Annotated in this window: 29 protein-coding genes and 1 tRNA gene; 14 read left to right on the forward strand and 16 right to left on the reverse strand. The window is 63.2% G+C overall.

Features of this window, described 5'->3' with window-relative positions:
* Positions 1–22: 22 nt before the first annotated feature.
* The 6 genes from GO591_RS07140 to GO591_RS07160 all read right to left on the reverse strand — a co-directional run bounded on the left by GO591_RS07140 (position 23) and on the right by GO591_RS07160 (position 5,602).
* Positions 23–451 (reverse strand): pyridoxamine 5'-phosphate oxidase family protein, encoded by a 429-nt coding sequence (locus tag GO591_RS07140; RefSeq protein ID WP_157156185.1) that lies wholly within the window; start codon positions 449–451, stop codon positions 23–25.
* A 26-nt stretch (positions 452–477) separates the two neighbouring features.
* Positions 478–2,637 carry an amylo-alpha-1,6-glucosidase gene (locus tag GO591_RS07145; RefSeq protein WP_157156186.1) on the reverse strand — a complete coding sequence of 720 codons (2,160 nt, stop codon included), beginning with the start codon at positions 2,635–2,637 and terminating at the stop codon, positions 478–480.
* A 2-nt stretch (positions 2,638–2,639) separates the two neighbouring features.
* Entirely contained in the window at positions 2,640–3,776 is a 1,137-nt protein-coding gene (locus tag GO591_RS07150; RefSeq protein WP_198295584.1) for a glycosyltransferase family 4 protein, read from the reverse strand.
* A gap of 70 nt (positions 3,777–3,846) precedes the next feature.
* The gene (gene aqpZ, locus GO591_RS07155) at positions 3,847–4,593 is read right to left on the reverse strand and encodes an aquaporin Z (protein ID WP_157156187.1); all 747 of its coding nucleotides are present in this window, start codon (positions 4,591–4,593) and stop codon (positions 3,847–3,849) included.
* A 170-nt stretch (positions 4,594–4,763) separates the two neighbouring features.
* On the reverse strand, positions 4,764–4,931 hold the full coding sequence (locus GO591_RS15765; protein ID WP_167139568.1) for a DUF2207 domain-containing protein: 168 nt from the start codon (positions 4,929–4,931) through the stop codon (positions 4,764–4,766).
* A 98-nt stretch (positions 4,932–5,029) separates the two neighbouring features.
* Positions 5,030–5,602, reverse strand: coding sequence for a TetR/AcrR family transcriptional regulator (locus tag GO591_RS07160; RefSeq protein WP_157156188.1), 573 nt, complete (start codon positions 5,600–5,602; stop codon positions 5,030–5,032).
* A gap of 435 nt (positions 5,603–6,037) precedes the next feature.
* Here GO591_RS07160 and GO591_RS07165 point away from each other — a divergent pair, with 435 nt between their 5' ends.
* The 4 genes from GO591_RS07165 (at position 6,038) to GO591_RS07180 (ending at position 8,824) form a co-directional block, all read left to right on the forward strand.
* Entirely contained in the window at positions 6,038–6,970 is a 933-nt protein-coding gene (locus GO591_RS07165) for a sigma-70 family RNA polymerase sigma factor (RefSeq protein WP_157156189.1), read from the forward strand.
* Positions 6,971–6,993: 23 nt separating this feature from the next.
* Positions 6,994–7,491, forward strand: a complete 498-nt coding sequence (locus tag GO591_RS07170; RefSeq protein WP_157156190.1) for a Dps family protein — start codon at positions 6,994–6,996, stop codon at positions 7,489–7,491.
* Between the two features lie 513 nt (positions 7,492–8,004).
* Positions 8,005–8,241 (forward strand): hypothetical protein, encoded by a 237-nt coding sequence (locus tag GO591_RS07175; protein WP_157156191.1) that lies wholly within the window; start codon positions 8,005–8,007, stop codon positions 8,239–8,241.
* A 25-nt stretch (positions 8,242–8,266) separates the two neighbouring features.
* Positions 8,267–8,824, forward strand: a complete 558-nt coding sequence (locus GO591_RS07180; protein ID WP_157156192.1) for a hypothetical protein — start codon at positions 8,267–8,269, stop codon at positions 8,822–8,824.
* Between the two features lie 27 nt (positions 8,825–8,851).
* On the opposite strand, the gene GO591_RS07185 is transcribed toward GO591_RS07180, so the two are convergent.
* Positions 8,852–9,244 carry a RidA family protein gene (locus GO591_RS07185; protein WP_157156193.1) on the reverse strand — a complete coding sequence of 131 codons (393 nt, stop codon included), beginning with the start codon at positions 9,242–9,244 and terminating at the stop codon, positions 8,852–8,854.
* 137 nt (positions 9,245–9,381) lie between these two features.
* Here GO591_RS07185 and GO591_RS07190 point away from each other — a divergent pair, with 137 nt between their 5' ends.
* Positions 9,382–9,564: a hypothetical protein gene (locus GO591_RS07190; protein WP_157156194.1), complete on the forward strand. Its 183-nt coding sequence runs from the start codon at positions 9,382–9,384 to the stop codon at positions 9,562–9,564.
* Between the two features lie 143 nt (positions 9,565–9,707).
* Here GO591_RS07190 and GO591_RS07195 read toward each other — a convergent pair whose 3' ends face one another.
* Together GO591_RS07195 and GO591_RS07200 are read right to left on the reverse strand one after the other, a co-directional pair.
* Positions 9,708–11,087 (reverse strand): alpha/beta fold hydrolase, encoded by a 1,380-nt coding sequence (locus GO591_RS07195; RefSeq protein ID WP_198295585.1) that lies wholly within the window; start codon positions 11,085–11,087, stop codon positions 9,708–9,710.
* 116 nt (positions 11,088–11,203) lie between these two features.
* Positions 11,204–11,743 carry a dihydrofolate reductase family protein gene (locus GO591_RS07200; protein ID WP_157156196.1) on the reverse strand — a complete coding sequence of 180 codons (540 nt, stop codon included), beginning with the start codon at positions 11,741–11,743 and terminating at the stop codon, positions 11,204–11,206.
* Between the two features lie 229 nt (positions 11,744–11,972).
* On the opposite strand from GO591_RS07200, the gene GO591_RS07205 reads away from it, so the two are divergent.
* Both GO591_RS07205 and GO591_RS07210 read left to right on the forward strand, forming a co-directional pair.
* Positions 11,973–12,881: a YhjD/YihY/BrkB family envelope integrity protein gene (locus GO591_RS07205; protein WP_157156197.1), complete on the forward strand. Its 909-nt coding sequence runs from the start codon at positions 11,973–11,975 to the stop codon at positions 12,879–12,881.
* 129 nt (positions 12,882–13,010) lie between these two features.
* Positions 13,011–13,829, forward strand: a complete 819-nt coding sequence (locus GO591_RS07210) for a CPBP family intramembrane glutamic endopeptidase (RefSeq protein ID WP_157156198.1) — start codon at positions 13,011–13,013, stop codon at positions 13,827–13,829.
* 402 nt (positions 13,830–14,231) lie between these two features.
* Here GO591_RS07210 and GO591_RS07220 read toward each other — a convergent pair whose 3' ends face one another.
* Both GO591_RS07220 and GO591_RS07225 read right to left on the reverse strand, forming a co-directional pair.
* Complete coding sequence (locus tag GO591_RS07220; protein WP_157156200.1) at positions 14,232–14,837, reverse strand: HdeD family acid-resistance protein; 606 nt, start codon at positions 14,835–14,837, stop codon at positions 14,232–14,234.
* A 67-nt stretch (positions 14,838–14,904) separates the two neighbouring features.
* Positions 14,905–15,333 (reverse strand): hypothetical protein, encoded by a 429-nt coding sequence (locus GO591_RS07225; RefSeq protein ID WP_157156201.1) that lies wholly within the window; start codon positions 15,331–15,333, stop codon positions 14,905–14,907.
* Between the two features lie 1,215 nt (positions 15,334–16,548).
* Here GO591_RS07225 and GO591_RS07230 point away from each other — a divergent pair.
* From GO591_RS07230 to GO591_RS07245, 4 genes are all read left to right on the forward strand, one after another.
* Positions 16,549–16,812 carry a hypothetical protein gene (locus GO591_RS07230; RefSeq protein ID WP_157156202.1) on the forward strand — a complete coding sequence of 88 codons (264 nt, stop codon included), beginning with the start codon at positions 16,549–16,551 and terminating at the stop codon, positions 16,810–16,812.
* Positions 16,813–17,375: 563 nt separating this feature from the next.
* Positions 17,376–18,377 (forward strand): hypothetical protein, encoded by a 1,002-nt coding sequence (locus GO591_RS07235; RefSeq protein ID WP_157156203.1) that lies wholly within the window; start codon positions 17,376–17,378, stop codon positions 18,375–18,377.
* Positions 18,378–18,512: 135 nt separating this feature from the next.
* On the forward strand, positions 18,513–18,713 hold the full coding sequence (locus GO591_RS07240) for a hypothetical protein (RefSeq protein ID WP_157156204.1): 201 nt from the start codon (positions 18,513–18,515) through the stop codon (positions 18,711–18,713).
* Positions 18,714–18,728: 15 nt separating this feature from the next.
* Positions 18,729–19,514 carry a hypothetical protein gene (locus tag GO591_RS07245; protein WP_157156205.1) on the forward strand — a complete coding sequence of 262 codons (786 nt, stop codon included), beginning with the start codon at positions 18,729–18,731 and terminating at the stop codon, positions 19,512–19,514.
* Positions 19,515–19,594: 80 nt separating this feature from the next.
* Here the strand turns inward: GO591_RS07245 and GO591_RS07250 are convergent, their stop codons facing one another.
* From GO591_RS07250 to GO591_RS07260, 3 genes are all read right to left on the reverse strand, one after another.
* Positions 19,595–19,912: a hypothetical protein gene (locus GO591_RS07250; protein ID WP_157156206.1), complete on the reverse strand. Its 318-nt coding sequence runs from the start codon at positions 19,910–19,912 to the stop codon at positions 19,595–19,597.
* 234 nt (positions 19,913–20,146) lie between these two features.
* Positions 20,147–20,728, reverse strand: coding sequence for a hypothetical protein (locus tag GO591_RS07255; protein WP_232466312.1), 582 nt, complete (start codon positions 20,726–20,728; stop codon positions 20,147–20,149).
* Positions 20,729–20,912: 184 nt separating this feature from the next.
* A complete protein-coding gene (locus GO591_RS07260; protein ID WP_157156207.1) occupies positions 20,913–21,764 on the reverse strand; it encodes a DUF6988 family protein in 852 nt (283 codons plus the stop codon).
* A 370-nt stretch (positions 21,765–22,134) separates the two neighbouring features.
* On the opposite strand from GO591_RS07260, the gene GO591_RS07265 reads away from it, so the two are divergent.
* Positions 22,135–23,202 (forward strand): hypothetical protein, encoded by a 1,068-nt coding sequence (locus GO591_RS07265; RefSeq protein ID WP_198295586.1) that lies wholly within the window; start codon positions 22,135–22,137, stop codon positions 23,200–23,202.
* Positions 23,203–23,369: 167 nt separating this feature from the next.
* Here the strand turns inward: GO591_RS07265 and GO591_RS15770 are convergent, their stop codons facing one another.
* The gene (locus tag GO591_RS15770) at positions 23,370–24,413 is read right to left on the reverse strand and encodes an SHOCT domain-containing protein (RefSeq protein ID WP_198295587.1); all 1,044 of its coding nucleotides are present in this window, start codon (positions 24,411–24,413) and stop codon (positions 23,370–23,372) included.
* 274 nt (positions 24,414–24,687) lie between these two features.
* Here GO591_RS15770 and GO591_RS07275 point away from each other — a divergent pair, with 274 nt between their 5' ends.
* The gene (locus tag GO591_RS07275) at positions 24,688–25,026 is read left to right on the forward strand and encodes a hypothetical protein (RefSeq protein WP_157156209.1); all 339 of its coding nucleotides are present in this window, start codon (positions 24,688–24,690) and stop codon (positions 25,024–25,026) included.
* 224 nt (positions 25,027–25,250) lie between these two features.
* Here the strand turns inward: GO591_RS07275 and GO591_RS07280 are convergent.
* Positions 25,251–25,335 (reverse strand) — tRNA-Leu (locus GO591_RS07280).
* Between the two features lie 80 nt (positions 25,336–25,415).
* Here GO591_RS07280 and GO591_RS07285 point away from each other — a divergent pair.
* Positions 25,416–26,747, forward strand: coding sequence for a M20/M25/M40 family metallo-hydrolase (locus GO591_RS07285; RefSeq protein ID WP_157156210.1), 1,332 nt, complete (start codon positions 25,416–25,418; stop codon positions 26,745–26,747).
* Positions 26,748–26,749 lie beyond the last annotated feature (2 nt).

Below are 26,749 nucleotides of genomic sequence, written 5' to 3' on the forward strand. Positions count from 1 at the left end.
TCACGTGCTACCGACAATCTTGCTACTCGGGTGAGACCGCCTGAATCCGCCGTCCCGAGACCTTCACTGCGACGATCCGCAGCCACCGAACGGATTCACCGCTGATCCAGCGCACCCGCTCAGCGCGCAGCCGACTGAGCCGCTCAATCAATTCGAGATCCGTGATCTCCTCGGCGCGTCCGACCACCTGCACACTCCAGGCCGTCTCAGCGGACTCGTCCAAGCCGTCAATCTCGTACGCCACCCACGGCCACTCGAGCGCCGCATGAATCTTCGTGTGACCACCAGTGGGAAACGCCACACTGCCCGACTCGGCGTCATACACATGGCTCACCGGAAAAATCTCCGGCCGGCCCTGGATGACCACCCCCAGCCGGCCGACCACTGCTGCCTCCAGCAGTCGGGCGCACTCATCGCCAGAGAGGTCGACCAGCCATGTCTGCACAGTCATCGGTTCTCCTCACCTGGATGCCACGGTCATCTGGATGCCACGGCCGCGGATGCGGCGACCGGATCGAACACCGGACGCGCCGCCGGCACCACGGCCAGATCGCCGGCCCCGGCAAGCGCGATCCGGTCGTTCTCCACATCGACCGTGATCCGCCGGCCCGCGATCATCAGCCCCTCCACTCGCAGCCGATGCAACCCGGCGGGAAGCATCGGTCGCAACCAGAACCTGCCCCGGTGAGCATCGGGTTCCACGCCGAGCAGCGTCCGCAGCCACAGCAGGGGGGAGGCGGATGCCCAGGCTTGCGGCGAGCAGGATGAGGGGTACACCGCCGGCACAGCGAACTCGGCCCGGTCAAAGCCAGCGAACAGTTCCGGCATCCGACCATCGAAGGCGTCGGCGACATCCACCTGAGCCATGATCACGCGCTGTGCCTCCTCGCTGAAGCCGTAGCGGGCGAGCCCCCACGCGCAGATCGCCGTGTCGTGCGGCCACACCGAACCGTTGTGATAGCTCACCGGGTTGTATGCCACCGTGTCGGTCGACAGCGTGCGGATGCCCCAGCCGCTGAAGCTGGCATCACTGAGGAGGGTTTCCGCGACGCTGGCAGCGCGATCGGGACGGACAATGCCGGTCCACAGCGCATGCCCGATGTTCGATGCGCGCGTGGCGACCTGACGCTTCTGCCCGTCGAGGGCCAGCACATAGAACTGCCCCTCCTCGTTCCAGAAGTCCTCGTTGAAGCGCCGGTACAGCTCAGCGGCCTTGTGGATGCAGCGTTCATGCTCATCGTCTTCGCCGAGCAGGGTCGCCAGTTCGGCGCGGGCCAGGTAGGCGCCGTACACGTAGGCCTGCACCTCGCAGAGAGCGATCGGCGCGTCCGCGAGCGCGCCGTCGGCGTGCCGGATGGCATCCCACGAGTCCTTCCAGCCCTGATTGACGAGGCCCACCTCGCCGTGGCGTTGGTACTCGACGTAGCCGTCGCCATCGGCGTCGCCGTAGCGCTCGATCCACTCCATCGCCGCGTTGATCGCCGGCAGCAGGGAGTTCAACAGGTCGAGGTCGGGAGCAAATCGCTGCAACTCGGCGGCGACCATGACGAACAGCGGGGTGGCGTCCGCCGAGCCGTAGTAGAGCTGCCCGTGGCTGAAACTGCGCGATTCGGTGTCGGCGAAGCGCACCTCGTGCATGATCTTGCCCGGTTCCTCGCCCGCCGTCGGGTCCACCTTCCGCCCCTGCAGGCGCGCGAGGGTCTGCAGCACCCCGCGGGCCAGGCTCGGATCGGCGATCAGTGTCATCCACGCTGTGAGCAGCGAGTCACGGCCGAACAGCGTCATGAACCAGGGCGCACCGGCGGCAATGAGCGCCTGGTCGGGGTGCTCATCGTCGAGAATTCTCAGGGCGGCCAGATCTTCGTCGGTGCGCTGCGTCACCCGGGTGAGCTTGCTGTTGTCGCTGGAGATCTGGAACGGCTCGTGCGGTTCGTCGCGGTCCGGATGCGGCATCCCGACGATCCCGTGTGCCGGTCCGCGCGGGCCAACGACCGCACCCCCCTGCGCAACGGTGACTGACACTCGGGTGCTCCACATCGATCGCTCGCCCAGGGCGATGTGCCAGCGGGCGCCGCCGTCTTCGATGCTGGCCTGGGAATCCAGCAGGACCGCGACTTCGCGGGCATCCGAATCACCCGGCCGGGTGAACCGGATGCTTCGTTCCTCGACGCGCCGAGCACGTTCGCGCGGCATGATCCGGCTTTCCTTGACTTCGAACAGGCCGGCAAAGTCGCAGTCGACCTGCAGACCAAGGTCGAGTTCCACCGGCTGCAGGCCGTGGTTGGTGACGATGATCTCCTCATGCATGCCCATGTCGAATGAGCGCTTCCGCTGCACCACGACATCCGCGTCGGCGTGCCCATGCACCGGGCGGCCGCGGCCGACGAAGGTCACCCGGAACGGAACCGGACTGTCAACGCCGAGCACTTCGACCGGCTCGCCATCCAAGGTCAGAACCCACCGGGAAAGCACCCTCGTGTCGAGCACAAAAAGCCCCTGGGTGAGTGATGGTTGCATGTTCCCGTCGCTGTCCGAGAGCGCGAAGGACCTGCCGCTGATCAGCGTCACTCCGCCTCGAAGACCCTCGACGGCTGCGACCGGCATTGTGCCGTCGTACTGGGAGGGTGCTGAAGCCACGTTTATCCTGCCTCCCCGGACCTTTCGGACAGGGTGTCGGTTGAATGGAATCGTTCGATCGCGTCGGCGTAGGCCCGGACGTGTCGGTTCACCATGCGGTTCACCGAGAACAGCCGCAGGCAAGCGCGCCGGCAGACAGCCCGGTCGAGGGTCGCGACGCGTTCCAGGGCGGCTGCCATGTCCGCTTCGTCGGTGCACAGGAAGCCGGTCACGCCGTTTTCGATGATCTCAGGGGCGGCGCCTTCCGGGAAGGCGATCACAGGCGTTCCACAGGCCAACGCTTCGATCATCACCAATCCGAATGGCTCACGCCATCGAATCGGGTTGATCAACGCCTCGGCGCCAGCCAGCAACTCACGTTTGCGTTCCGGCCCGACCGGACCCAGATACTCGATGCCGGGCCCGAGCATCGGTTCGATCACCTCGGCGAAGTAACGGCGCTCTTCGCTCTCCCACATCTTCGCGGCGATCAGCAGGCGGCGGCCGGTCGCGCGGGCGACGTTGATCGCATGGTGCACGCCCTTCACAGGAGCGATCCTGCCGAGGAACAGCAGATACCCGCCATCCCCGTTCCCGAAGGGGTACATCGAGGCGTCGATTCCGTGGTGGATGACCGTGCGCATCGGGATTTCCGGCGCGCTTCGCCGCTGGTCGTGGGAGATCGCGATGAGGCCGATGCGGCCGACCGTCCGAGTCAGCGAGTTCCGAAGCTCGGGCTCGAGCAGGCTGTGCAAGGTCGCGAGGATCGGCAATTGCGGAAAGGATCCGGGTGGAAGCAAGGGACCGCTGGTGGTGTGGTCGTGGATAAGGTCTACGTCGCGCAGCGCCCGGTAGCCATCGCGGGCGTGCACGACTTCCGCGAAGAGTCCCGCTTCGGTTGACAGGGCTTCCGGATGCTTCCAGCGCAGTTCGACCGGACAGGTTGAGTCACCGACCGTGTACAGCACCACTTGATGGCCGCGAGCGGTGAGACCGCGCGCGAGCAGGTCGATCACCATCTCGGTGCCGCCGTAGTTCGGTGGTGGCACCGCGACCATCGGGGGAGCGATCAGGCCGATCCGCATCGGACGCTGCCCGCCGGCCCGCACGGGAATCGACTGAGTGGACTGGCCCGCCGTCTGCGGGTCTGAATCGACCATCGCCGGCTCCTCTCGGGTTTCTGAGGACAGGCGGAGTGTACCGCCGTGACTTGCGAGGAGTCCTGTGCGATCAGGCGGTGCGGGCCGGCTGTACGCGCTGGAACACGTACCGATAGCCGAGTCCGGCGATCAGTCCGCCTGCGAGCGGGGCGACGATGAACACCCAGAGTTGGAGCAGGGCATCCGGACCGCCGTAGAGGGCTGCCGCGATCGACCGTTGTGGGTTCACCGAGGTGTTGCTGATCGGAATACTGACCAGGTGAATCAGGGCGAGGGTCAAACCGATCGCGAGGGGTGCGAACCCAGGTGTCGAGCGAACTCCGGTCGAGCCGAGGATCACCCAGAGGAAGACCGCGGTGAGCAGCACCTCGGCGATGATGACCGACAGCAGGTTGAATCCGCCGGGGGAGCGGTCGTCGTAGCCGTTGGAGGCGAATCCGGCCTCCATCGCATCGGAGAGGAAGCCGTTTGGTCCGCCGGCAGCGATCGCCACGAGCAGGGTGCTCGCAAGTGCCCCGCCCACGATCTGGGCCACCCAGTATCCGATGACGTCGCGCCATGGCATCCGTCCGGCCATCGCAACACCCAGGGTGACGGCGGGATTGAAATGCCCGCCCGAGACGTTGCCGACTGCGTAAGCGCCGACGACGACCGTGAGTCCGAAGGCCAGCGAGACCCCGAGGAAACCGACTCCGGTATCGGGGAAGGTCGCGGCGAAGATCGCGGTGCCGACGCCGCCGAGGACGAGCAGGAAGCTGCCGAATGCTTCGGCGGCGAGACGGTCGAATGTGGACGGGGTCTCCGGTGTCGTGGCCATGACATCCCACTTCCTCGTGAGCTTCGAGCCGACTCGGGCCGAGCGGCCTCTCGCGTGAAGGATATTCCCGGATCGGGGCGTTCAGGGAGTGTTCAGTTTGCGAGCGTTAAACGCAGCGAGCGGCGGGAGCCGGTTCATCCGACTCCCGCCGCTCGAGAAAACGCTGCAACTTAGAGGTTGTTGCGGCGACCGCTCATCGAACGGATCAACCATGCGATCACCGCCAGGATCAGCAGGACCAGTCCAACCCAGAGCAGGAAGTTCAGGGACTGAACGAATCCGCCCGTGAACAGCAGGATTACAGCGATCACGGCGACGACGATGAAGAGGATATTCATGGTGTTCCCTTCGGTCTCGGGGCCTTGTCCCCCGGAAGAGGGGCCCCATGATGGAAACTCAACGTACCCCGACTCGCGAGACTCGCCAAGTTTTTCACTCAGGCGGCGTGGTGCTCGATCAGCCAGGTAGCCATTTGCCGAGCGCGCGGCGCGGCTTGCGGATCACCCATCGTCGCGGTGATGATCGACCCCTTCATGAGGATCTGGAAGGCATGCGCAAACTCGCTCGAGTCGCGTAGGCCGGCGTCGGTGGCGATCTCGGCCACGAGGGCCCGCACATGGTTCAGGTGGGCGATGCTTGCCTTTCCCAATGGGTGCGTTGGCCCCATTTCGAGCAGCACGTTCACGAAGGAGTCGCCCTCGAAGTCATCGCGGGAGAACCACTCGTCGAACAGGTCGAAGATGGCGAGGAGTTGGTCTCGTGGCTGCTGTTCGCGCTCGCGGGCGGCGTCGATGATTCGCTCGCCTGTCCAGACCTGTTCTCGACGGTTCAGGAACTCGGTGACCAGTTCATCTTTCGACGCGAATTGGCGGTAGAAGGTCGCGATGGCCACGCCGGAACGACGGATGATTTCGTCAACGCTGACGTCCCGAATGCCCCGCCGCGAGAAGAGGTCGTAAGCAGCCTCAAGAATCCGTTCGCGGGCGCTCGGTTTCTTTTGATCACTCATGGTTGCTTCACAGTACCCCGCCGATATCTACTTGACATCGAAGGTGAAATACCCCTGAATAGGGGTAGAGATAACGTTCTCTTTCCCGCGTGACGAAAGGCAGGACCCAATGCTGGATACCGCAGCGCCCACGACGGCACCCGACACTTTCGCAAACCCAAGCGACGCCGTCGGTACCATCTCCCGCCCCCTGACAGCACCCCACAACAAGCAAGACCTGTTGGTGCTGCCCATCTCTGACCGCGAATGGCGAGTCACTGACCGCCGGGTTGCACCCGACAATGCTCATTCCGTGCTGGGGGTCATCGAACGCAAGAGCAACGACCTTTTCGAAGTCCTTCAGCTGGCTCCAAGCCTCGCCTGGCGCTGGTTCCCAAGCCTGGACGAGGCAACTGATTCGTTCGTTCGGATTTCTCGACGGTAAGGGTTTCGATCATGGTTCAGACCACTGCACGCACAGCCCGCGCAACCGGCTCAACCATGGAGGTGACCGACGACACTCTCGGTGATTACCTCCGTCAGATCGGAAGGCTTCCACTTCTCGCCGCTGAAGAGGAAACCGAACTGGCCCGACAGATCGAAGTTGGCGTCCTCGCCGCCGAGGCGATGGAGAAAACGCCGGCCGACTCCCCGCTCTATCGAGAACTGGCGCAGCTGGTGCACGAGGGCGAGGCGGCGCATGCTCGCTTCGTTCGTTCCAACCTGCGTCTGGTCGTCAGCGTCGCTCGACGGTATGTGGGCCGCGGAATGCCTTTCATGGACTTGATCCAGGAGGGCAACATCGGCCTCGACCGCGCGGTGCAGAAGTTCGACTTCACGCAGGGCTACAAGTTCTCGACGTACGCCATGTGGTGGATTCGGCGGGCAATCACTCGCTGCCTCTACGACTCCGCCCGCCTGGTCCGGGTACCCGTGCACACGGAGGAGCGGATTTCGGCAATGCGAGCCGCTGCGCGGGCCTTCGAAACCGACCATGGCCGTCAGCCGACTGTCGCCGAGCTCTCCGAGGAGACCGGTTTCAGCGAGGCGCACGTGCGTCTCTACCTGGACGCCGACCGAGACCCGGTGTCGCTGCACACGCCGATCGGCGACGATGACGCTGAACTGGGTGACCTCATCGAGGACGGTGACAGCTCGCAGCTCGTCGACATCGTCGCTGCGCGACGACGTCATGACACGTTGTACGCCCGGATCGAGTCGCTGCCCCCTCGGGAGGCGGAGATCGTGAAGCTGCACTTCGGGCTCACCGCCGATGCACCGATGACCTTCGAACAGTTGGGACGCCGTTTCGGTGTTTCCCGTGAGCGGATCCGCCAGCTCGAGCAGCAGGCGCTGCGTCGTCTGCGCTGCGCCGAACTGGGCGAATGACTAGTAATAAGGAGTAACTGAACGTGGATGCATCTCAGAAACTGTCCGACAACCTGCAGGCCGTGCTGGTCGACCTGATCGAACTGCACTTGCAGGGCAAGCAGGCCCACTGGAATATCGTCGGCACCAACTTCCGCGACCTGCACCTGCAGCTGGACGAGATTGTCGACGCGGCCCGTGAGTTCGCCGACGACATCGCCGAGCGGATGCGGGCGCTGAACGCGACCCCGGACGGGCGGTCCAGCGTCGTGGCGAAGTCGACCACGCTGCCGGCATTCGACGCGGGCGAGATCGACACCGCCGACGCGGTTGAGGCGATCACCGACCGGTTGAATGCAGTCGTCGCGACAGCGCGGAAGGTGCACGATCCGGTGGACGAGGAGGATCCGACATCCGCCGACCTGCTGCACGCGATCCTGGAGCGTCTGGAGCAGCTCGCCTGGATGGTGAGCGCCGAGAACCGGTCGCCGCGTCAGACGAAGGCGAAGACTCCGGCGAAGCCCAAGTCCAAGGCTTCCTAGGAGCGAGACGAAGGGGACGGATCCGTCAGGGTCCGTCCCCTTCACTGTGCGCGGGGGAGTCGGACATACTGGGCGGATGTCCGCCCCTGCCGAAGGATCCGTTGACGAGTTCGTCGCATCGCTTGATCATGAGCTTCCGGATGTCGTCGACCTTGTTCGAACGTCCATCAAGTCGGCGGTTCCGCAGGTCTCCGAGAGCATCAAGTGGAAGGCGCCGAACTTCGCGCTGAGCGACGACTTCGCCACGCTCAATCTCCGCCGGCCCGACGCCGTCCAGGTGATCCTGCACACGGGTGGGAAGCCGAAGCCAGATCATCCGATGACCCCGCGTCACTGCTGCGCTGGGCAGACAACAATCGTGCGATCGTCACCTTCACCAGCCGGTCTGAAGCGCTCGCGGCGCAGCCCGCGTTCGTCGCCATCGTGCGGGACTGGGTGAGCCAGCTGCAGCCCTAGAACGCTTGCGGGCACGGTTTGGGCTGGACGCGCCGGCGACTATGACAGGGTTATTTCATGGAAGCCGGCCAAATTTTCGCTCTCGTCTGGGGCGTTATCGCCATTGTCTTCGGCGGAGTGTTGCTCGCGATGAGGCACAAGATTGCCCAGGTCGCCAAGGCGGAGCGGGAGCGCAACGGTACCAGGCTTGGTCGGCGCAGTCAGACTCCGCTTGCCCTCGGCATCGTCGGCACGCTCTTCCTGCTCGTCGGACTTGCCGTGTCGGTCAGCCTTTTCACCGTGATGGTGAGCTGAGCGCTTCGCCCGCTAATGTTCTAGCGTGAAGAACCGTCGTTTCTCCGGTGCTGCCGCTGTCGCCGCGTCAGTGACGCCCCGACGGGCGTTCTGGATGGGCGTGGTGCTCGTCATCTCGAGCGCCACGCTGCAGGTCGGGCTGCTTCCTGCCCTGTTCGCGATCGGCGGGCAGGAGTTGGCCGCAACCGACCTGGCGTGGGCGATCATGACTGCCTGCAGCACGGTGGTGCTGCCGCTTGGGGCAGCCCTGGTGGTGCTGTCGTTCGTCGGCGGCGCGCTTGAGGCGGTGCCCGCAGCAGTTGCCGATCCGGATGACCCCGCCTGGCCGAAGCGCCTCAGCCCGCGAGCCGCAGCCTGGACCGGGTGCACCTTCGTCGTGCTCGGTCTGGCGCTTCGGACGGCGCTGCCGGGGTGGCAGATGGCGACCGCCGCACCGTCCGACAGCCTGCTCCCGCATGTTCTTGCGTACGTGGTGTATCCGATAGCCGTCGTGCTCGTGCCCATCGGGATCCTGCTGATGCCGGCGGCGTGGGTGTTGAGCATGATCGAGTCACGGCGAGCGGCGGCCGCTCGCGTCGACTGATCTCGGTTGGTCTTTCTCGCTGATTCCTCAGCGCGCAGGGATGGCGGCGACCGCTTCGATCTCGACCAAGGCACCCGGCCGCGCCGGCGTCACGGCAAGCACGGTAATCGCGGTGCGGCGATCGCCCCATACCTTCCACGCTGCGGAATACCCGACGGCCGGATCCTCTCCGGCGGCGAGATAGATCGTCAGCTTGGCGACGTGGTCAGCATCAGTGCCGGCCTCGGCGAGCACGGCGAGCAGGTTGCGCATGGCCTGCTCGGTTTGTGCTTCAAGCCCGCCGAGCAACTCGCCGGAGCTGTCGGCGCCGTTCTGGCCGCCGACATACAGTGTCGGCCCGGCAGGCACGATCATGCCCTGTGTGAACGCAGGATTACTGTGCAGCTGGGGCGGGTCGACTGGTATGAGTTGAGTGGTCATGGTGGCATCCTTTCCATCGGATGCTCCCGAGTATCGCGCTGACCACTGACGCTGAGCCAAGGCACTGGTGGTCGAGTATGCCGAGTGTGCGCCTACGAAAAAAGAATAGATTTCGCGGCCGAAGGCTATGGTGAGGCATGGATGCTTCCGACGCACCGAGCGGATCCCGCAAGCTCACCGTCTTCGCGCTGATCTGGAGCGCAACGTTGTTGGCCGGCGGCTTGATCCTGAGCCTGCTCACCGGCGAGTGGATCGCACTTCTCCTGGCTAGTGGGCTCGCGATTCTCCCTGTCGGTGTGTTCCGGCGTCGCCCGCGCTGATGCCAGGCAGGGTCGACGAGCAACGCGCTTCCCGAGTGAGCCACAACCGTGGAGGTCGTCGACATGGTTCGACTCGTGGCGACGAAGACGCCGTCGGCGACTGGGGCGAGTTCGCTCATCACACTCCGACCATGTGGGTTTCATCATTGCATCGGCGCCGAGTTTCGGACCGATGCGACGACATCGAGGATCGCCTCGGTGACGGCGGCGGCGTGTTCCTCGTTCAAGAGCAGTGATGGGTGGGTGGCCCCGTCGACGACTTGGTGCACGCTGTTTGTCGACAATGCGGCCAGGGCGTCCTGCTTCTCGGACCAGCCGGGGGAATTGCCGATGTCGGCCGTCAGGACAGCCAAGGGCTTGTCGTCGAAGTCGCTGAGCGATCCTGCTTGCGCAATGGCAGCGTTCGCCTGAACGTACTCGTCGATGGTGCTGCTGATCTGGCTCGCGTGTGCAGCGTTGGCGCGCGACTCGTCCCGGGAGTGCGGCGGCAGGCTGTCATAGTCGGACAGCGCGTACAGCCGGGCCAGACCAAGTCGAGCCGAGGTTGAGATCAGTGCCGACGCTCGGCTCAGGATGTCGTAGGTGTCTTCGTCGGACGATGGCGCCACCGGGTTCACGGCGGATGCCGGGGCGGTCGAGTCCACGAGCACCATTCCGGCGACTTCGTCGGGATACTGGTCGGCGAAGATGAGTGCGTAGAGACCCCCGAAGGAATGGCCTGCCACGACATACGGTCCTGGCACGTTCCCGCGTTGCAGCAAGGTGTGAAGGTCGGTCGCGATCTGCATGCCGTCCTGCGGCGTCTCGGCGGGCTCACTCCAGCCTCGCCCGGCTCGGTCATAGACGCAGACCCTGGTCTCGGCGGCGACAGCCGGGGAGATCCACCCGAGATCGGAAGACGACAACCCTGCACCCGGCTCGAGCACGACAGTGGGGCTCCCTGAGCCGGTGCAGTTCAGGTGCAGGCTGTGTCCGCCGACGTCGATCAGCTGGCCGGGCATTGGGTAGGTCCCAGCATCGACCGCTCGTTGCACGGTCTCGTAGCCGCCCCCGATCGAGGCGAGAGCAAGCATCCCGAGCACCGGATAGATCAGCCAGCGTCCGCTCCGGCTGCGAAGCTGGCGACGGGCGCGAATGAACATCCAGATCGCCAGGGCGAGCAAGACGGGTGGCCAAATCCAGCTGAGGACCTCCAACGCCGGGGAGCCGAACACCAGCAGAAGCAGCCCACTGATTCCCATGAACAGCGCGGGAGCAATGGCCCATCGCTGCGGCTGGTCGGTGAAGCGCACGGAGAGCACGGCCAACATCGCCCAGCCCAGTGCGAATCCGCACAGCATGGCCCCGATCATGTGGCTCTCGTCGGACGGGATGAAGGGGGCGGCGGCAAGGAGCACGGCAGCAATGAGTCCGGCGAAAAGCGAGCCGGCCACGATCCAGCCGATCCGTCCGCGGGGCACCGCATCGGCCCGGGCCGGATGGTCCTCGCCCCTGTCCTCGGGTGCGGTGGGGGCAGTAGCCACGAGCGACTCGCTTCCCTGCACAGCGGCCACCCAAGTACCGTCGTCTGCACGTGGGGCGTGTGCATTCAGTCCGACACTACGACACCGTTACTCGTTTGAATCCGCCCAAATCGAGCTCAGCGCGTGCGGTAGTTCATGCCCACGTGACCGCTCGGATGCGCCACCACGTGATCGAGGGCGAGGCGCCGTTCGCCGAGCTTCGCCGGCGTGAACGACCGACCCTCGCCGATGAGCACGGGCACGACGCGCAGGCGGAGCTCGTCGACGATCCCGGCTTCGAGCAGCGCATCCGCGAGTGTGAGACTGCCCCACACGATGATCGCGCCGTAGCGCTCCTTCAGCGCGGCGGCCGCTTCGGCCCCATCGCCGCGGAGAACTTCGACCTCGCCATCGCCCCACGGAGCATCGGTCAACGTGTTCGAGACAACGAACTTCGGCAGTCGGTTGATCGGCTCGGCCACGCGCTCCACCTGGGGGTCGGCATACGGCCAGTACCCCGCGAACATCCGGATCGCGTCGACCCACTCGAGAAACGCGAGTTGGTCGGCGTCGTTCGAGTCGACCTCGTCGACGGCTTCGAAGAACCCGATGCCGCCGTCGAGGTCGGCCGCGTAGCCGTCGACGCTGACGATCTGCTCGACGATCAGACGGCCCATCACGCGCTCCCGTCGGAAACGCGGGTGATGGTGAACTGCTTGTTGCCGGCTTCGGTCTGTCCAGGCATCCGTCTGTCCCTTCAATTCGCGGAGTCGCTCATCGACCGGCTAGAGGCCTCTATGTTTCCTGAAGCTATGCCGAGGTGAGCGGGTCGTCAACCTCGGCTGAGGCGCAGTGCCGACCCTCGGAGGATCATGGGTCCAGGGTCGTGCGTCAGGAGGCTTCCCAATGACAGCGGAACAGCCCGAAAGCCCGGGCGCCACCCGGTCAGCGCAGGACGGCGGGGAGAAACGTCGCTCGGCGATACGCTCGGCCAGGTCCTGGGTAGAGACACGGTTGCGTACAACCGCGGTCGGCCGTTTCATCATGCGCATCGCCAACGCCCTCATCGCGATCGAAGTGTTCGATCGGGCGATGACTCTAGCGGCGCAAGCATTCATCTCGATACTCCCGCTCGTCATTGCGGTTGCAGCGTTGCGGCGCGGCGACGCGGAACCGATCGGCCGGGGTCTGTCCAACTATCTGGGGCTGAGCGACTCCGCGGCCACCGCCCTGGAGAGGATTGTTCCCGCATCCTCCGACGTTTTCAGTGCCCTGGGGTGGTTCGGCGTCCTGCTCCTCGTGGTTTCAGCCACGGCATTCTCGCGGGCACTCGAGCGGTTCTACGCGCGCGTGTGGTCCAAACCCAAGCTCGGTTTCCGCGCCGCCTGGCGGTTGTTCGCAGTTCTCGCGGCCATCCTCCTCGGAGTGGTCGTGCTGCAGCTCACCCGTTCTATCCTGCGGTCGGAACCATCTTTCGTCCCGCTCAGGGGCATCATCGAGTTCATGCTCTGGGCCGCGGTGTGGCTGATCGTCGGATGGATCGTCCTCAACCGGACCGTCAGCTTCCGGTTGTTGTTGCCAGGTGCCGTTCTCTGCGGCATTGGGCTTGCGATCGCGGGCGGAGTGGGGCGGATCTACCTTCCGATCGCCCTGACCTCGTCTGCGGCCCAGTTTGGCGCGCTCGGCATCACCATCGCCTATGTCGGATGGCTCTTCGTGCTGATGTCGGTCGTCGTCGTCGCGGTGACCATCGGTCAGGTTCTCACCATGGATTACGGCGTTCTGAACCGAGTGCAGCCTCGAGGTCGTAACTAAGATTTTTCGTCGAAGGTGCTTCCGGGTGAGCCGTTGGCTGTTGTACATTCTCATCTGTGAGAACGCTGAAAGCGTTCCGATCTCCGATATCGGAGCTCGCGTACTCGATCCCGAAAGAGGCACCCAGCCATGCTTCGCTCCAACCGCAACGCGCTGATCGCGTTTTTCTCCCTCACATTCGTTCTCTCGTGGGGGGTATGGGCAACTGGGCTCGCTTTCCAGAACGGGCTGCTCGACTGGAAGCTTCCGGGCGACCCACTGTCGTATCTGGCAATCACGGTCGCAGCCGTTTTGATCACCGCGCTGTCGGCTGGGGCGGCAGGACTGCGGAGCCTCTTCGGCCGGATGATCATCTGGCGGGTGCACGTCAAGTGGTATCTCGCCGCGCTGCTCATTCCCGGCGTCCCCGCCCTGGTCGCGATTGGAATTCACTTCGCAGCCGGAGGCGAACATGACATGGGGGCGCTGATTCCGCTGTCGGCGGTGGCGCCACTGCTGCTCACCCAGATCCTCTTGCACCTGCTCACCGAAGAGCTCGGCTGGCGAGGCTTCGCGCTTCCTCGCCTGCGCACGCGTTTCGGCCCCCTTGCTGCAAGCCTTGTCCTCGGACCCATCTGGGCAGCGTGGCACATCCCATTGTTCCTTCTGGCCGGCAGCAGGCAGAGCTACCCCTTCATCGGTTTCGTCATCCTCGCCATCTCCATCACCGTGATCATGACGTGGATCTTCGACCGCACTCGAGGGAGCGTGCTGATTGCCGCAATTTTTCACGCCGCGATGAATACCTGGTGGGCCGCAACGAACGCGCTCTGGGGTGCCGAGTCATTGTTTTGGATCCTCGTCACTCTCACGGCGATCACGGCCGTGGCCGTTGCGATCTTGCAGCATAAGGACTCAACAACCACGTCGGTGCGCCAACTCACCGGCACTGCTGCTGCGGAAATGTGAATGGAGGAGCGGGCGAGCTCCAGAGCCTCCTTGCTGGGAAGCGTCCAGGAAATGGAGAAGGCCGGATCTCGAAGGATCCGGCCCACTGTCTCAACACCTAGCTGCCGATCACGGTGCGCGCCTCCGCCGTCACGGTTAGCGGTGAGATCTCGGCTCGCGCGGCCGGATTCGGTAGCCCGACGGTGACCGTTCGACGCAATTGCACACGAGTCAAGGCAATTTGGTAGCCAGCCATGGTCATCATCCAGATCGCATGAAGCTCGATCGGCCCGCCTGTGGCCAGCGAGAAGCTGGAAGGCGGCGGCCAGCGTCACCAGCCGCCCGACAAGGGCGGCTGAGCGGCAGACTCGCTCCGCATGCTGCGGGGCTGGCTGGAAAAATCTCGTCTCGTTGGGTGGTTGCTCACGCGGTTGAGGTGATGCCGCGCCCAAAGGTGAAGGCACGGATGATCTGCACCACGCCGAGGGCGATCAATGTGACACCCGCCAGCAGGAAAAGCAGCTGCGCTCCCCATACCGGCGCGAACAGCAAAGCGATGCCGGCGATGATGCTCACGATCGCGAAGAAGATTGCCCAGCCTTTCGATGGGGCATCGCCGAGCTGTACGAGGGTCGCCGCACCCTCGACGATCCACAGAATGCCGATCAAGATGCCGAGGAAGACGGCGAGAAATGCCACCGTGCCCGACAGGTTGGCGAACGCCAGGCCCGCGCCGATCAGGAAGAGGACACCGAGGATGATATCGAGCGCCCTGGCCCCACCCGAGATACCCCGAGAGAAGACACCGATGCCCACGTAAACCAGACCCGCGAAGACGAAATAGATGCCCAGCAGCACGGCGATCGTCGTGGCGGTCGCCTGCGGTTGGAACGTGATCAAGAGGCCGATGATGAGGGCGACAGCCCCACCCACGCCAAGAGCGACACGGATATTGGTCACGGCGGACTTGGTGAGCTCAGCAGAGTCGAGCGAGAACCCGCCGAGAGCTGAACCGGATGATGTTGACATCTGATACCTCCTGCAGCAAATGGGTGATTGATTCTGCCGGGCCCGGCGAATTTCACGCCGTTAGCGCTCAGCAGGTGCTCTCGACGGCATCGTCCAGCGCCCTCAGGGACGCACCCAGCGCCTGAACGGCTGTGCCGACGTCGGCGATCGCCTGCGCCGATGGCGATGTCGTTGCCGCGTTGACGCTGGAGCCGACAGAGGCGGCGGCCTGCTCGACGGCGTCGATCTCGGTGTCGTACTCATCCTTGGCGTCGTCCTTGACCTTGCCCAGATCCGACTGCACTTGCGTGAGTTTGTCCTGCAACTCCGCCAACGCGCCCTGGTCGAGGTCAACGGTCGTCACGTCCTCGACTGATGCCTTGAGCGAGTCCACCGCTGAACACACCGCGGCCGGTTCATCCTGGGCGGGCGGTTCGTCCTGGGCACATCCAGCGGTGATTGTTGCCAGCAGGAGGGCTCCACCCGCCAGAAAGAGGGCAGTAGCCCGATTCGTCATGGCAGCAACGGTACGCGCGCTGCGTCCGGCGGCATCATCCTGAGCAGGTGATCCGGGTATGGCGGATGGCTGCCACCAGAAACGGAAAAGGCCGGACCCCGAAGGATCCGGCCCACTGTCTCAACACAGTTCCGCGGAATGAATTTCCAGTGGGACGTTCGGAATATTCATTCAGGCCCGGAACTGCAGGGGAGTCGGATGCTTCCCCCGGAGGGCATTCCACGCATTAACTCTTGAAATTCCACGTGTCACCGAAGTTGTCCCGCCGCTATGGCCAACTTGCACCGTGCACGGAAGAACCCCCGACCATTGGCCAGGGGTTCATGCACTGTCTCAACCAGTACCCGCCAGCCGAGGCTGGAAGTCTGAAAGCAAGCATACGCGAGGGATCGAGCGATCAAGTTAGACCGAACTATGGTTGCGCTAAGGAATCGACAGGGTTGGTTCAGCCGCGCGGTCATGCCGCAGTCCGCCCCGCGCACATGCGAAACTGACTTTCATGTCTGGTGTCCTGTGGTCCCAAGGGGACAGCGAGGACGCTCTGCAATTCTGGCCCGAACTGGGCGAAGGTCAGGCAATAACGCCCAGAGGGTCAACAGGGGCGTTGCGGACGAACGGCGACCGGTGTGGCTTGACTGGATTGATGGGGACGACATCGATAGCGGGCCGCCGGTGGTACGAGAGACGGTAACAGCCTGACTCCCTCCGAAAGGTCACCACCGCAATGTCAGGGCGGGCGCGCCTCCGATAGAAGTGGAGTGCATCGGCTGCAGAGCGATGAGGCGGACTCACACTCGAAAGTGGGCGTACTGTTCAAACCTCTGCCACGGCTTAATCAAAGAAGCGCGAGCGCTCATGCATTGCATCGGGTGTGGAGTCACCAGCCCGATGCGGCCGCCTCTATTTGCGATTCCCGAGGATCGCGTCGCTCTCGACCGCGCTCGCACCGATTTTGTCAACGATCACACTCCATGTCGGCGCACGTGGCTCGACGAGCGGGAGCGTAGCTTGGAATGCCGGTGCGATCCGTGCCGGGCTGAACGGGGCGAGACTCTCGAAGCCCGCCGAGTTGGGCGCAAGTCAAAGCCGGCGCCTTCTGCCCGATCGAGATCTTATCAACGACATCGCGACGAGGTGTTGTTACGGGATGACTTCACATGCGGTATCTGTGGAATTGAGTTAGACGTCGACCACGAGAAATCCCACTTTGACGAAATGGCGCCTGCACTCGATCACATTCTCCCGGACTGGGCTGGCGGCGGCGATGAGATCGATTATCTCCAAGCCTCGCACCAGTGGTGCAACGGAGCCCGCGTGAATGTGTTGACTTGGGAGAGTGATGAAGTCATCCGCGCCGAAGCATGGCGACGTTCGCCGATCGGATTGATGATCAGAGACGGCTATCACCACGATGAGTGTCTTGGGGGCGTCAGGCCCAGATTGCCAATCTCAAAGTCCCGCGAGATCTCGATCCGGTGATGTCGCGTCTGAAAGATAGGGAGTGAGCCGGCGAACCAATCGGTGTCACCACGGACGGTGAGTTCGTGAGCGTCCAAGCTCCTGGGAGTAGCCCCACGAAGGGTGAGCGGCGATCCGTGGTGCCGCCGAAAGAACGCGACCGTTTTTCATCGAAAGACCGAAAGCGCTGCGCGCAAGATAACCCCGATGCCGCTGTCGCCTACGGCGGCGATCACTCCGACGAGAAGCAAGCCCCTCACAACGAGAACGGTGATGAGCCGTGCGGTGGCCCCCCAGCCATCTCGCACTGCTTCCGCAATACAGAACCACATCCCTGACTTGGGTCCACCCGCAGGCTTCCGGCGTTCTGCTGCCATGGCCGGTCACCTCCTTGGTTTCTGCCTCGCGCACGTCCTCTTTTTGACCGCTCTGTCGGCCAGTAATCCACAGAAAGGCAGGGCTGTCCACTATGCTGAGAAGACGCTTCAACCAGCCAGACACCATCACGGAAGATAACGATTTGAGACGGGAGATCTGGCCGGTTAAAACGCTCAGAATCATCCGATACAACCGAGGGCTTCTCCGTGGTCGACACCGTCAACTTCACCCGCCCGCCGACATCGAAGGAGCGGTTAAAACTGGAGGCTCGTCTCCAACGGCTTGATCGACCGGAACACGTCGCTCGGATCGATCGGGTCTACGGGGCTATGCCGGGCAAGCTTCCATCCACCGGTCTCGTCGTCCGCTCGGGCTTCTCGTACCGAGAAGCGGGCATCGATCTTGACGCGTCAGATCGCAGGGCCCCGCCTCACAGCCTCAGGCCACCAGCTACACGACTGATCACGAGCCGCGGAGCGGCTCTCCGCTTTGCCCTGACACTTCTCGCCCTTGTGCAGACGAAGCGTAAACCAGGCGCGAAAGCGCGACTAAGTGAATTGGGTTTCGAGGTAGGAGGCGACTCAAGAACACTCGGACTGGCTGACCTGATTGCCACTGACGCAGCCGACAGCAACCGGGGCGGAGTGTACTTAACAGCACGGGACAAGCGTGCCCGCAGTGTTCGAAGCGCTCTCTCTGCCCTGGCCGAAGCGGGACTCGTCGCAATCCCTGGCGAACCTGGCGTGCGCGACCGTTTGAAAAACTTCGTTCTTCTAAACGAGTGCGGCGTCGAAGCCGTCGGAGAAGCGGAAGAATATTACGTGCCCAGGCGTGGCGAGGCGACATTCACAATGCCTGCCGGGTTCGTTTCGAACGGCTGGTTGCATGTCCTCGAAGATTCAGAGATCGCGCTCCTTCTGATGGTGGCGTGCCAGAAGGGTGGGTGGCCCGAGAACGGGCTACTTGTGGTCCCCGCTGACGTCCGACTGAGACACTACGGAATCCATCGTGACGCCTACTCATCGGCGCGGAAGGTGCTGGAATGGTGTGGCCTGTTGAAAGTCGAAGAGGTGGCGCGGCACCGCGATGGCAGAGCAGAGAACGCCGAACTTCGGGTCCACAGGCTCGGACTCCTTCCAAGCGGATTCGAAGAGCCAGCGGTTCTGACGACGATCGACGCGCTGACCCATCAAGTCGCCCGCAGCTAGAGTCCCGCGCAACTCGGGCAAGCGTCGCGTGGCAATAGACAGTCTTGGACACGGAAGCAAGTGGCTTCCAAGCCGAACGCGTGCGCGTTCACCGCGCGCGACCCGGCGTTAGACATTCTGGCGAGGGAGCCTTGGGTGGTTCGGAAGCTGCAGTCTCAGGCTTGGGCGCCGACCACGTATGGCGTGTTCGTCTCTTCGCATGAGCACATGCCGTACTTTGAGTGGATGGACGAGATTCGCGACGCCTACGCTGAGCTACTCGTCGCATCCGGGTTTACGGATCGTGCGCATTTGATTCCCGCGAAAACGCTCACCACTGGCGCCAAGCAGTTCTAAGAGGCGGACAGAGACATGAACGACGGCAAGCCCATCGACAATCGCCAGCAACTGCTGGCGGTGTGCATGGTGCCGCGTGGCGTCGAAGCGCGCGACGACGCTCTCGATCGGTGCCTCACTCTATTGGACGACATTCGATCAGCCGTTCTCGCGGCGCAAGGCGGTGATAAGCGTGTTCTGTTCGCGGTCAGCCTCGTCGCGGAGGGCGCGAGCGCGCTGGTGACCGGAGTGCGTACCTTGCTGCCCGACAACGTGTACGCTGCAAGCGCTTTGGTGCGCCAGCTCGTGGAAGTCGAGTACCTCGCTTGGGCATGCGGGTATGACGAGGCCGAGACCCTTGACTGGATCAGTTCCGACCGCGATACGCGGCGGAGGCGCTGGCAGCCGCGGCACTTACGGCAACGCGCGGGCGACCGCTTCGACGCGGACGATTACAGTGACCATTGTGAGGCCGGCGGCCACCCGACTCCGGTTGGCATCATGACTTTGAACGGCCCGACCATTTCTCAGCCGGAGTTGATCGGAATGGCCGGAGTGCAGAGTTACGAGCTGGTTCTGCACACCGTCGCGACGTGCGACTACCTCAGTCATGCGATCCCCGAAGCGGTCTCTCAGGCTAAGGACCTACGTGATCGCGCCCACGCGATCGGCGCAGACTGGCGCACAAATGATCCAGCGGCATTGTTCACCACCACCGGAGGCGACGCGGACCAGGAGGCAACACTGCTAGTCGCGATCGCCGAGGGGATAGTGGAGTTGACCGAGCGGGCGGCGGAATGGCGGGGCGGCGAGCTGTGTTAGCTGGCGCGAAGCGAGCGAACTGTCACAGTCACGCTCATGTCCCGTCTTCGGGTCTGACGGAATCGCGCTGACGGGCGCGATTAGCCCCACTGGAATAGCGAAAAGATCCCTCCGAGCGCACCGAAGAGTAGCCCCGCTCCCACGAGGAACAGGTCGCGCTTCACCTGTTTCCATCTGTGAGCGGGTCTTCGGGCGGATTCCGCGGCGGCGCGCGATATATCGGCCACGCGAATTGTCCTGGTGAATCCCGCGGACCCGACCGCAATCCGCGGTCCTTGATCGTCACTGCTCTGAAGCGATCCTGTGTACTCAGCGCGAGCAGCGAGGGCGAGACGGATAAGCCCGGCAATGGGCAAAACCGCCGAAAGGGAATAGAAGGCGATGATGAGCAAAGTCATGCGGCGACCATAGCGACTGCAGGGGTATGGTCGGCGCCCGTCATCGCTCGCTTGCTCGTGTCGTTGGACTCGACCGGAGAACTGCCCCTCCTTCCTCAGTCGCTGCGTTGCCCGCAGCTGCCGACTCAGTGACGTGGCGCACGCGCATGGCATCGACGATCGGCGTTGTGTTCGCGATGTCGAGCTCAGCCACGTGAGCGGAGCCAGCCGGTCCGCTACTGGAGTGGTCCGCTCTCACCACATTGGGAGGCCATCCCTCCACTCATGACCGAGCGGAAGCCCCACTCGGCCCTCCAGTGCGAGGTCTCGAAAGTGAGGTGGCAAGAGAACGGGAGCGTTGCCTTGATCTGTCTCCAGCAGATCCCAGCGACCTTCGTACTGCTCGAAAGTGGCGAGACGGACACGGGATCGCTCCACTGGAGCGTTGCGTTTGCCAGGCTCAATCCCGGGTGAGGTCAGCCAGTCCGTGTGCTCAATCCACGCGGCAGCAGCGACATGGACCCGAGGCACCACGAAGCTGCGCGGTGGCAGCGTATCGTCATCCGGTACCGCGACCATCACGAAGTACTCGCGCTGGTGGGCGCTTCGCTTCTGCGACTTTTCTCCCAAGGGCCAGCTGATCGATTCCATCCGAGCGCCCCGAGCCGTCTTAACCTGCACCTCGACAAGCACCCGCTTCGTTCCAGTGGTGAGCACGCCCAGGATGTCCGTTCGCTCCAACCCGTCCCGGGTGAGCGCCGGCGCCCACCCTCGCCGCGCCATCTCAGCGGCGACGTGATGTTCGCCAATGGTCTTCGCCTGTTTCGTGTCGCGCATGATCTGGAGCCTATCGATGCACTCCCGTCACCGTGTCGAGCTGCGCGACGTTGATCTCATCGTCAAGGATTTGCCGCGCAAGCAGGCGCTGCTCCGAAGAACGACTCCAGTCTGATCACGGAGCCAATTGTCGCAGGGCTCCTTGTCCCGCTGAGATGGCAAAGCGCCCCGTTGCCATGGCCGTCTAGATTGTCGGCCCGTGTCCGGCGCTCCCACTACCTGATCCCGCCATGCGACTCGCGTGGCGCCGTCGATAGTTCTCGCTCAACTGGAGTTCTGGATCGATCTCTAGCAGCTGAGCACTCTGCCGCAGCGCGGTGCGGTGCTGCTTGTCCCGCGTCAGGTATGAGTACGCGCGTCCTGCCCAAACCATCGAGGCAGCAGTAAAAAAAAGGAGCGTGTCGTTCGGATGCGCCGCTTGAGGCACGGCTCGAAACGACGGCACCTGATGGTTCGGCGCCATCGGATGGAGGTAGAGGTCCACCACATCGATGCTGGCGTGACTGTGGGCGGACAAGAGGCGGTAGTGGATGTATGCGTCTTGACCGCCGGGTGCGAGGTCGAGACATAGCTGATAAAACCGTTGGGCGTTGTCTCGCGTGTCCTTGAACAGCTCAGGATCGGCGTCCGCGATCTGATCTGCACCCGTGCGGAAGATATCCGACAGAGCCTTCAACGATTCCTTCTTCAACGCTAGGCGGATCCGAGAGTGCTCATGAAGGAACGCCTTAATCCCGTGGTCGCCTTTGCTCTGCACAAGCCACGCTGCAGTCAATGCGCTCTCGTAGGCAACGCGTACGAGGGGAATAGCAGCGTTGGCGTGGCCAGCCTTGATGAGCACGTCGATCGCGCGGGCCGTTTCGTGCACGTGCCGAGCCAAGCCATAGACAGACATGATCCGCGAAGCGTCGGATCCAGTGACCCGCTGCCCGCGACGATCTGCGGGCTGGTGGAGCGTCCGCGGTTGGCTGGCATCCTCCCACTGTGTCAGAAGGTCATCGATCAGTTCGCGGAGCTCGCTCTCATTGAGGGGCATGCCCGGAGCCTAGGGGAGCTGGAGCCCATCGGCATTGCATATGGGTCGCTACCGGTCAGCAGCTCGAATGCGTCAGGACACGCGGGTTTGCTGCCAGCCATCTTCACGCCAGCACGTATACGGCGCTGGGCTCAGTGAACGCCGACGGGGTTGTCCGGGCAGTCGGATAGCGGCGCGAGAGCAGGTACAACGAGCGGGCGGTTTACCCCCCTCGGACCCGACCGTGACACCGGTGGTGCCCGATGGGGCGACGTGCGAGCTTGCTTCGCTGGGCCTCTTCACGACTAGCCTGCGCGCTGATTGCCAATAGGACTTTGCCTTCTCTTGTGACAGTGGCCAATAGACTCACCGGGAAACCAAAGGGGGCGTGGTGGCAGCTACCGAGGGTAAGGCTCCCCGGACTTTCCGAGTCCAAAAGGACAGCGGTGACTTCTGGGATATGACCTACGCCAAAACTGGCGTTACGTGGAAGCGTGCAGAAGGTTCATTTGATGAGCCTGCAGACGTCGCCGGGCATCCACCCCCACTAGGCGGGCGGATCGGGCCGATCGAAGCCATCACCTCTATAGCCGACACGGCCGCGAATATCGGTGTGTGGTGGGAGATTCGACAACAGCGCCTCCTCAACGAAGCGATGAACGAGGAGACACGGAGAATCTCGTGGCTTGCCGACATGATCGCTCGTTGGGGCGAGGTTCATCGCCAAGGAGATCGGCTCGATTTTCGTGTCTCCGAATACTTGGCGCGTGAGGCAACGGAGACAATGAATTCCATCGTCGCGAACAAACGCATCGCATTACCCCAATCGATGCTTTACGAACTTGAGACAGTCCAAGACACGTTCCGCTCGTTCCGTTCGTTGATGCTCGCACAGTTCGAAACACTGGCGGGCGATTCCAGAATGGATCTCGACGGCGCAGTGCGAAGAGCATTGCCACGCAGCAGACTCAACATGGACTTCATCCGCGCACTCGGCGAAGACCCTTCGACTGAATGGGTCAAACGCGTGCGCGAAAAAACTACGGGAGAATTTGAACGGGAGATCACGGATGCGATGCGTGACCCCTCCGTGTTCCTTTCCCGGGTCTTCCCGAGCACTGAGCCGGCAATCCCAGAGCCGCAGGAGGTAGAGAAGAATCCGGGCTTCGCCGAGCGACTTATCAACCTCTTGGCTCCGGCACTTCCACTGCTACTTGCAGTAGAGTCCAAGACCGATGCATCGGAAAGACGAGATGCTTTCCGGGAACTCTCTCTACTTTCAGCGGAGGTTTCGCGGGTTATAGCTCTGAACTCAGCGTGGCTCGCGACGAATGCCATTGTTGCCGTGAGCTCAGGGAAGGAGCTGCAGGTGCAGGTCAGCGCACTGGGTCTCGGCGTTGGGCTCGCCTCACCTCACACGGGTCGTGAGCTTGGCCCTACAAGCCCGCGCGAAGAGTGAGCGTTCATTGCGACGCACGAGGGCTTTCATAAGTGCTGTTATCGGCTCTGCTAAGAGCAGTACCGGGAGAACGGCGGGGCCGGGCGGGGGTCTGGTCCGGCAATGAGGTCGAGCATACGGACAACGGTTGCAGCGGCACTACACCGCCGCGACCCGAAAGAAAAATGCTAAGCCAGGAGGCGTGCTTTGGCGGCAGTGAACTCCTCATCGGAGAGCACTCCGGAATCTCGGAGGCCGGCGAGCTTCTGGAGTTGTTCCGCAAGTCCATCCACTTCGGGCGCAGCTTTTGGCGCGACAGGTCCAGCGCTCATCTGCTTTGCCCTGCTCACCCGTGCCTTCAACTCATTGATCTCGGCAAGGGAGGTGTTGTAGTCGAGCTTGCTCAAGGGCAGGCAGTTGCTAAGAGTCCAAGGATCATTGCTGTCGGCATTCCTCGACTGATTGGTGCCCCGCCAATAGTCCTTGTTCGCGCCTCCGCTATAGCTCGGAGTCAGTATTTCTAGAACGCCGTTCACGAACCCGGAGTTGTATTCGATTCCTGTGATGTCCGAGAAATGGAAGGTAGCAGAGCGTTCACCGCCGAGCGAGCCAGCCATAAAGCTCGTAAAAGCACCAGTCTTGATGATCACCAAACGGTCGTCGAAGGACGCGAGTATCCCGGCTCCAGCAGAGGACGTCAGAATGAGCCAAGGCTGCTCGTCGCCGTGACACTGCCGGAGGATCGCCTCGCTAGCTTTTCGCGAGAGTTTCCCCTTCAAAATCGAGTTCGGCCAGCTCGACTCCTTGGCCGCGGTGATTCGTTTTAGAGAAGCCGCATTCGTCGCGGCCGCGGTGTCCGCAGTCGCCATCAGACTAGATGGCGGCGTCGTCCTTTGGCCGAGCCGGAAGAAACCCTCTATAACGTCGAGGTCGTCTTGCGGAACCATCTTGATGACGATCGACCCACCGTCCCTCCGGACGACTTCGACAGTCCCTTTCTTCGCGTTCGTCACGAACGACGCGATGTCGGGATACCGGGCCTCAAACTTGATCTCTCGCTCTTGCAACGCGACGACTCGGAGTGCGGTGAGGGCAATCTCGCTCGCGAGCGGCTTCAGATTATTGCAGAAGCCGAGAAACCAGACATCTTCGCCAGGAAACAGCGCCGTTTGGACTACCGCCATTTTCTTCGCAGCTTTCTTAGGGTTCCACTTGACGCTGAAATCAGTCACTCTGTGTCCTTCCGGTTGTCGAAGCGCAGGCAAAGACTATCGATGAGTTTCCAATGCTCGTGGGAGGCTCTCCCCGCTCTGTTACGCGACACCGGTGGTCGGTGGTGCCGATCAGAGCGATCAAATGCTGGCAGGCAGGCGACGGCGTGCCAGCCATACACGAAAGGAGAAGGGCCGAATCCCGAAGGACCCGACCCGCTGTCTCAACACAGTTTCTTGCAACTAATTCCGGCTCGCGGCCTCGTGGTGCAGACCCGTATGGAAGGGGTCCGACGTGCGGCCGTTACTTCATTGCCCAAGTGATTCGCTCGGCCGTCACTGTGTCAGCGAAATACACGGAAGCAACCTCAACAGGCGCATCGACTACGAAGGACAACCAACCGCGTGCGCATTCGCCAGCAGGGATAGCATCATCCGACTTCGCGGCAACACCTTTACCTACCTCGTCGTCGCCTTGGCGCTCGTCTCCGAGAACCTGCGCAAGTTGCTCAGTTTCTACAAGAACAAGCTTGCGCTGAAGACCCTCACCGCGAAGAACCAAGACGTCGCGAAGTCCTTCTGGCAGAGTCGAGCACCCATCTCCCACCAGGACGAACTCAGACCCACCGGCTAGTCACGGCCAGCAACCGCCCCACACGCCAGTTCCGCAGCACCGAACAATCCGGCGCGCCTGAAAACATTCAGGCGCGCCACTTTTCGTTAAGAACTGGCGGGCCCACGACCACAGCGTCACGAGCTGACCGGCCGAAGCGCCCCGAAACGAAAAAAGCGGCCCGAATCGGGCCGCTTTTTTCAATAGTCCTTGGAAATTCGCGCAATATCCCGAAGTTCCCCCAGTGTCCGAGGGGGGACTTGAACCCCCACGCCCTATACGGGCACTAGCACCTCAAGCTAGCGCGTCTGCCATTTCCGCCACCCGGACGAGTGTCTTGGTTTGTTCAACCGAGAGACGACATTAGCACGAATCGAAACGCTCATATGACGCCCGGTACGGTTGTCCGCATGGCCTCAGAACCCTTCAACGACACGACTCTTGACGACACGGTTCTCGACGACACCGCCGTCATCGCCCGCGACCTCATCCGATTCGACACCACCAACTATGGTGAAGGCCGCTCAAACGGGGAGACGGATGCCGCCGAGTACGTCGCCGCCCAGCTCGAGGCAATCGGCCTGACCACCGAACTCATCGACTCCGCGCCCGGCCGCACCAGCCTGATCACCCGCGTGCCCGGCGCCGACCCGACGAAGCCCGCCCTGGTCCTGCACGGCCACCTCGACGTGGTGCCCGCCGACCCCACCAACTGGAGCGTGGATCCGTTCGAGGGGGTCATCAAGGACGGCCTGCTCTGGGGCCGCGGCGCCGTCGACATGAAGAACATGGACGCGATGATCCTCACCGCGCTGAAGGACATCCTGGGCAGCGGACGCCAGCCCGCCCGTGACCTGGTCGTCGCGTTCTTCGCCGATGAAGAGAACGGCGGCCAGTACGGCTCCGGACACATTGTGAAGACCCGTCCAGAACTGTTCGCGGGCGCCACCGAGGCGATCAGCGAAGTCGGCGGCTACTCCATCAACCTCGCCGGCCAACGCGCCTACCTGCTGCAGACCGGGGAAAAGTCCCTGATCTGGATCAAGCTGATCGCCCGCGGCCGCGCCGCGCACGGCTCACGCCTGATCCAGGACAACGCGATCACCCGCCTCGCCGAAGCGGTCGTCGCGCTGGGCCGCCGCGACTGGCCGATCCGCCTCACCGACACCACCACCGAGCTGCTCGCCGAGCTCGCACGCCTGCTCGATGTCAACCCGCAGACCGTCGGGCCGGACGAACTCGTGCTCGCCACCGGCACCGCCGCCGGCTTCATCCAGGCAAGCCTCCGCACGACCACCAACCCGACCGTGCTCACCGCCGGCTACAAGCACAACGTCATCCCCGACACCGCCGAAGCGCTGATCGACATCCGCACCCTGCCGGGGGAGGAAGATGCGGTGCTCGCCGAGGTGCAGGCCCTGATCGGTGAGGATGTCGAGATCGTCGTCATGCACCGCGACATCGGTCTCGAAACGAGCTTCGACGGCCCGCTCGTTGACGCGGTGAAAGCGACCCTGGAGACCCACGACCCGGGCGCCCCGGTGCTGCCGTACATGCTCTCCGGGGGCACCGACAACAAGGCCCTCGCCACCCTCGGGATCAAGGGCTACGGGTTCGCGCCGCTGCAACTTCCGCCCGAGCTGGACTTCCCTGGCATGTTCCACGGGGTGGACGAGCGGGTCCCGCTCGACGCATTAGTCTTCGGTAGGCAGGTGCTGACTGACCTGCTGTTGAACTACTGACG

This window comes from Diaminobutyricimonas sp. LJ205 (assembly GCF_009755725.1).
Lineage (GTDB): Bacteria > Actinomycetota > Actinomycetes > Actinomycetales > Microbacteriaceae > Ruicaihuangia.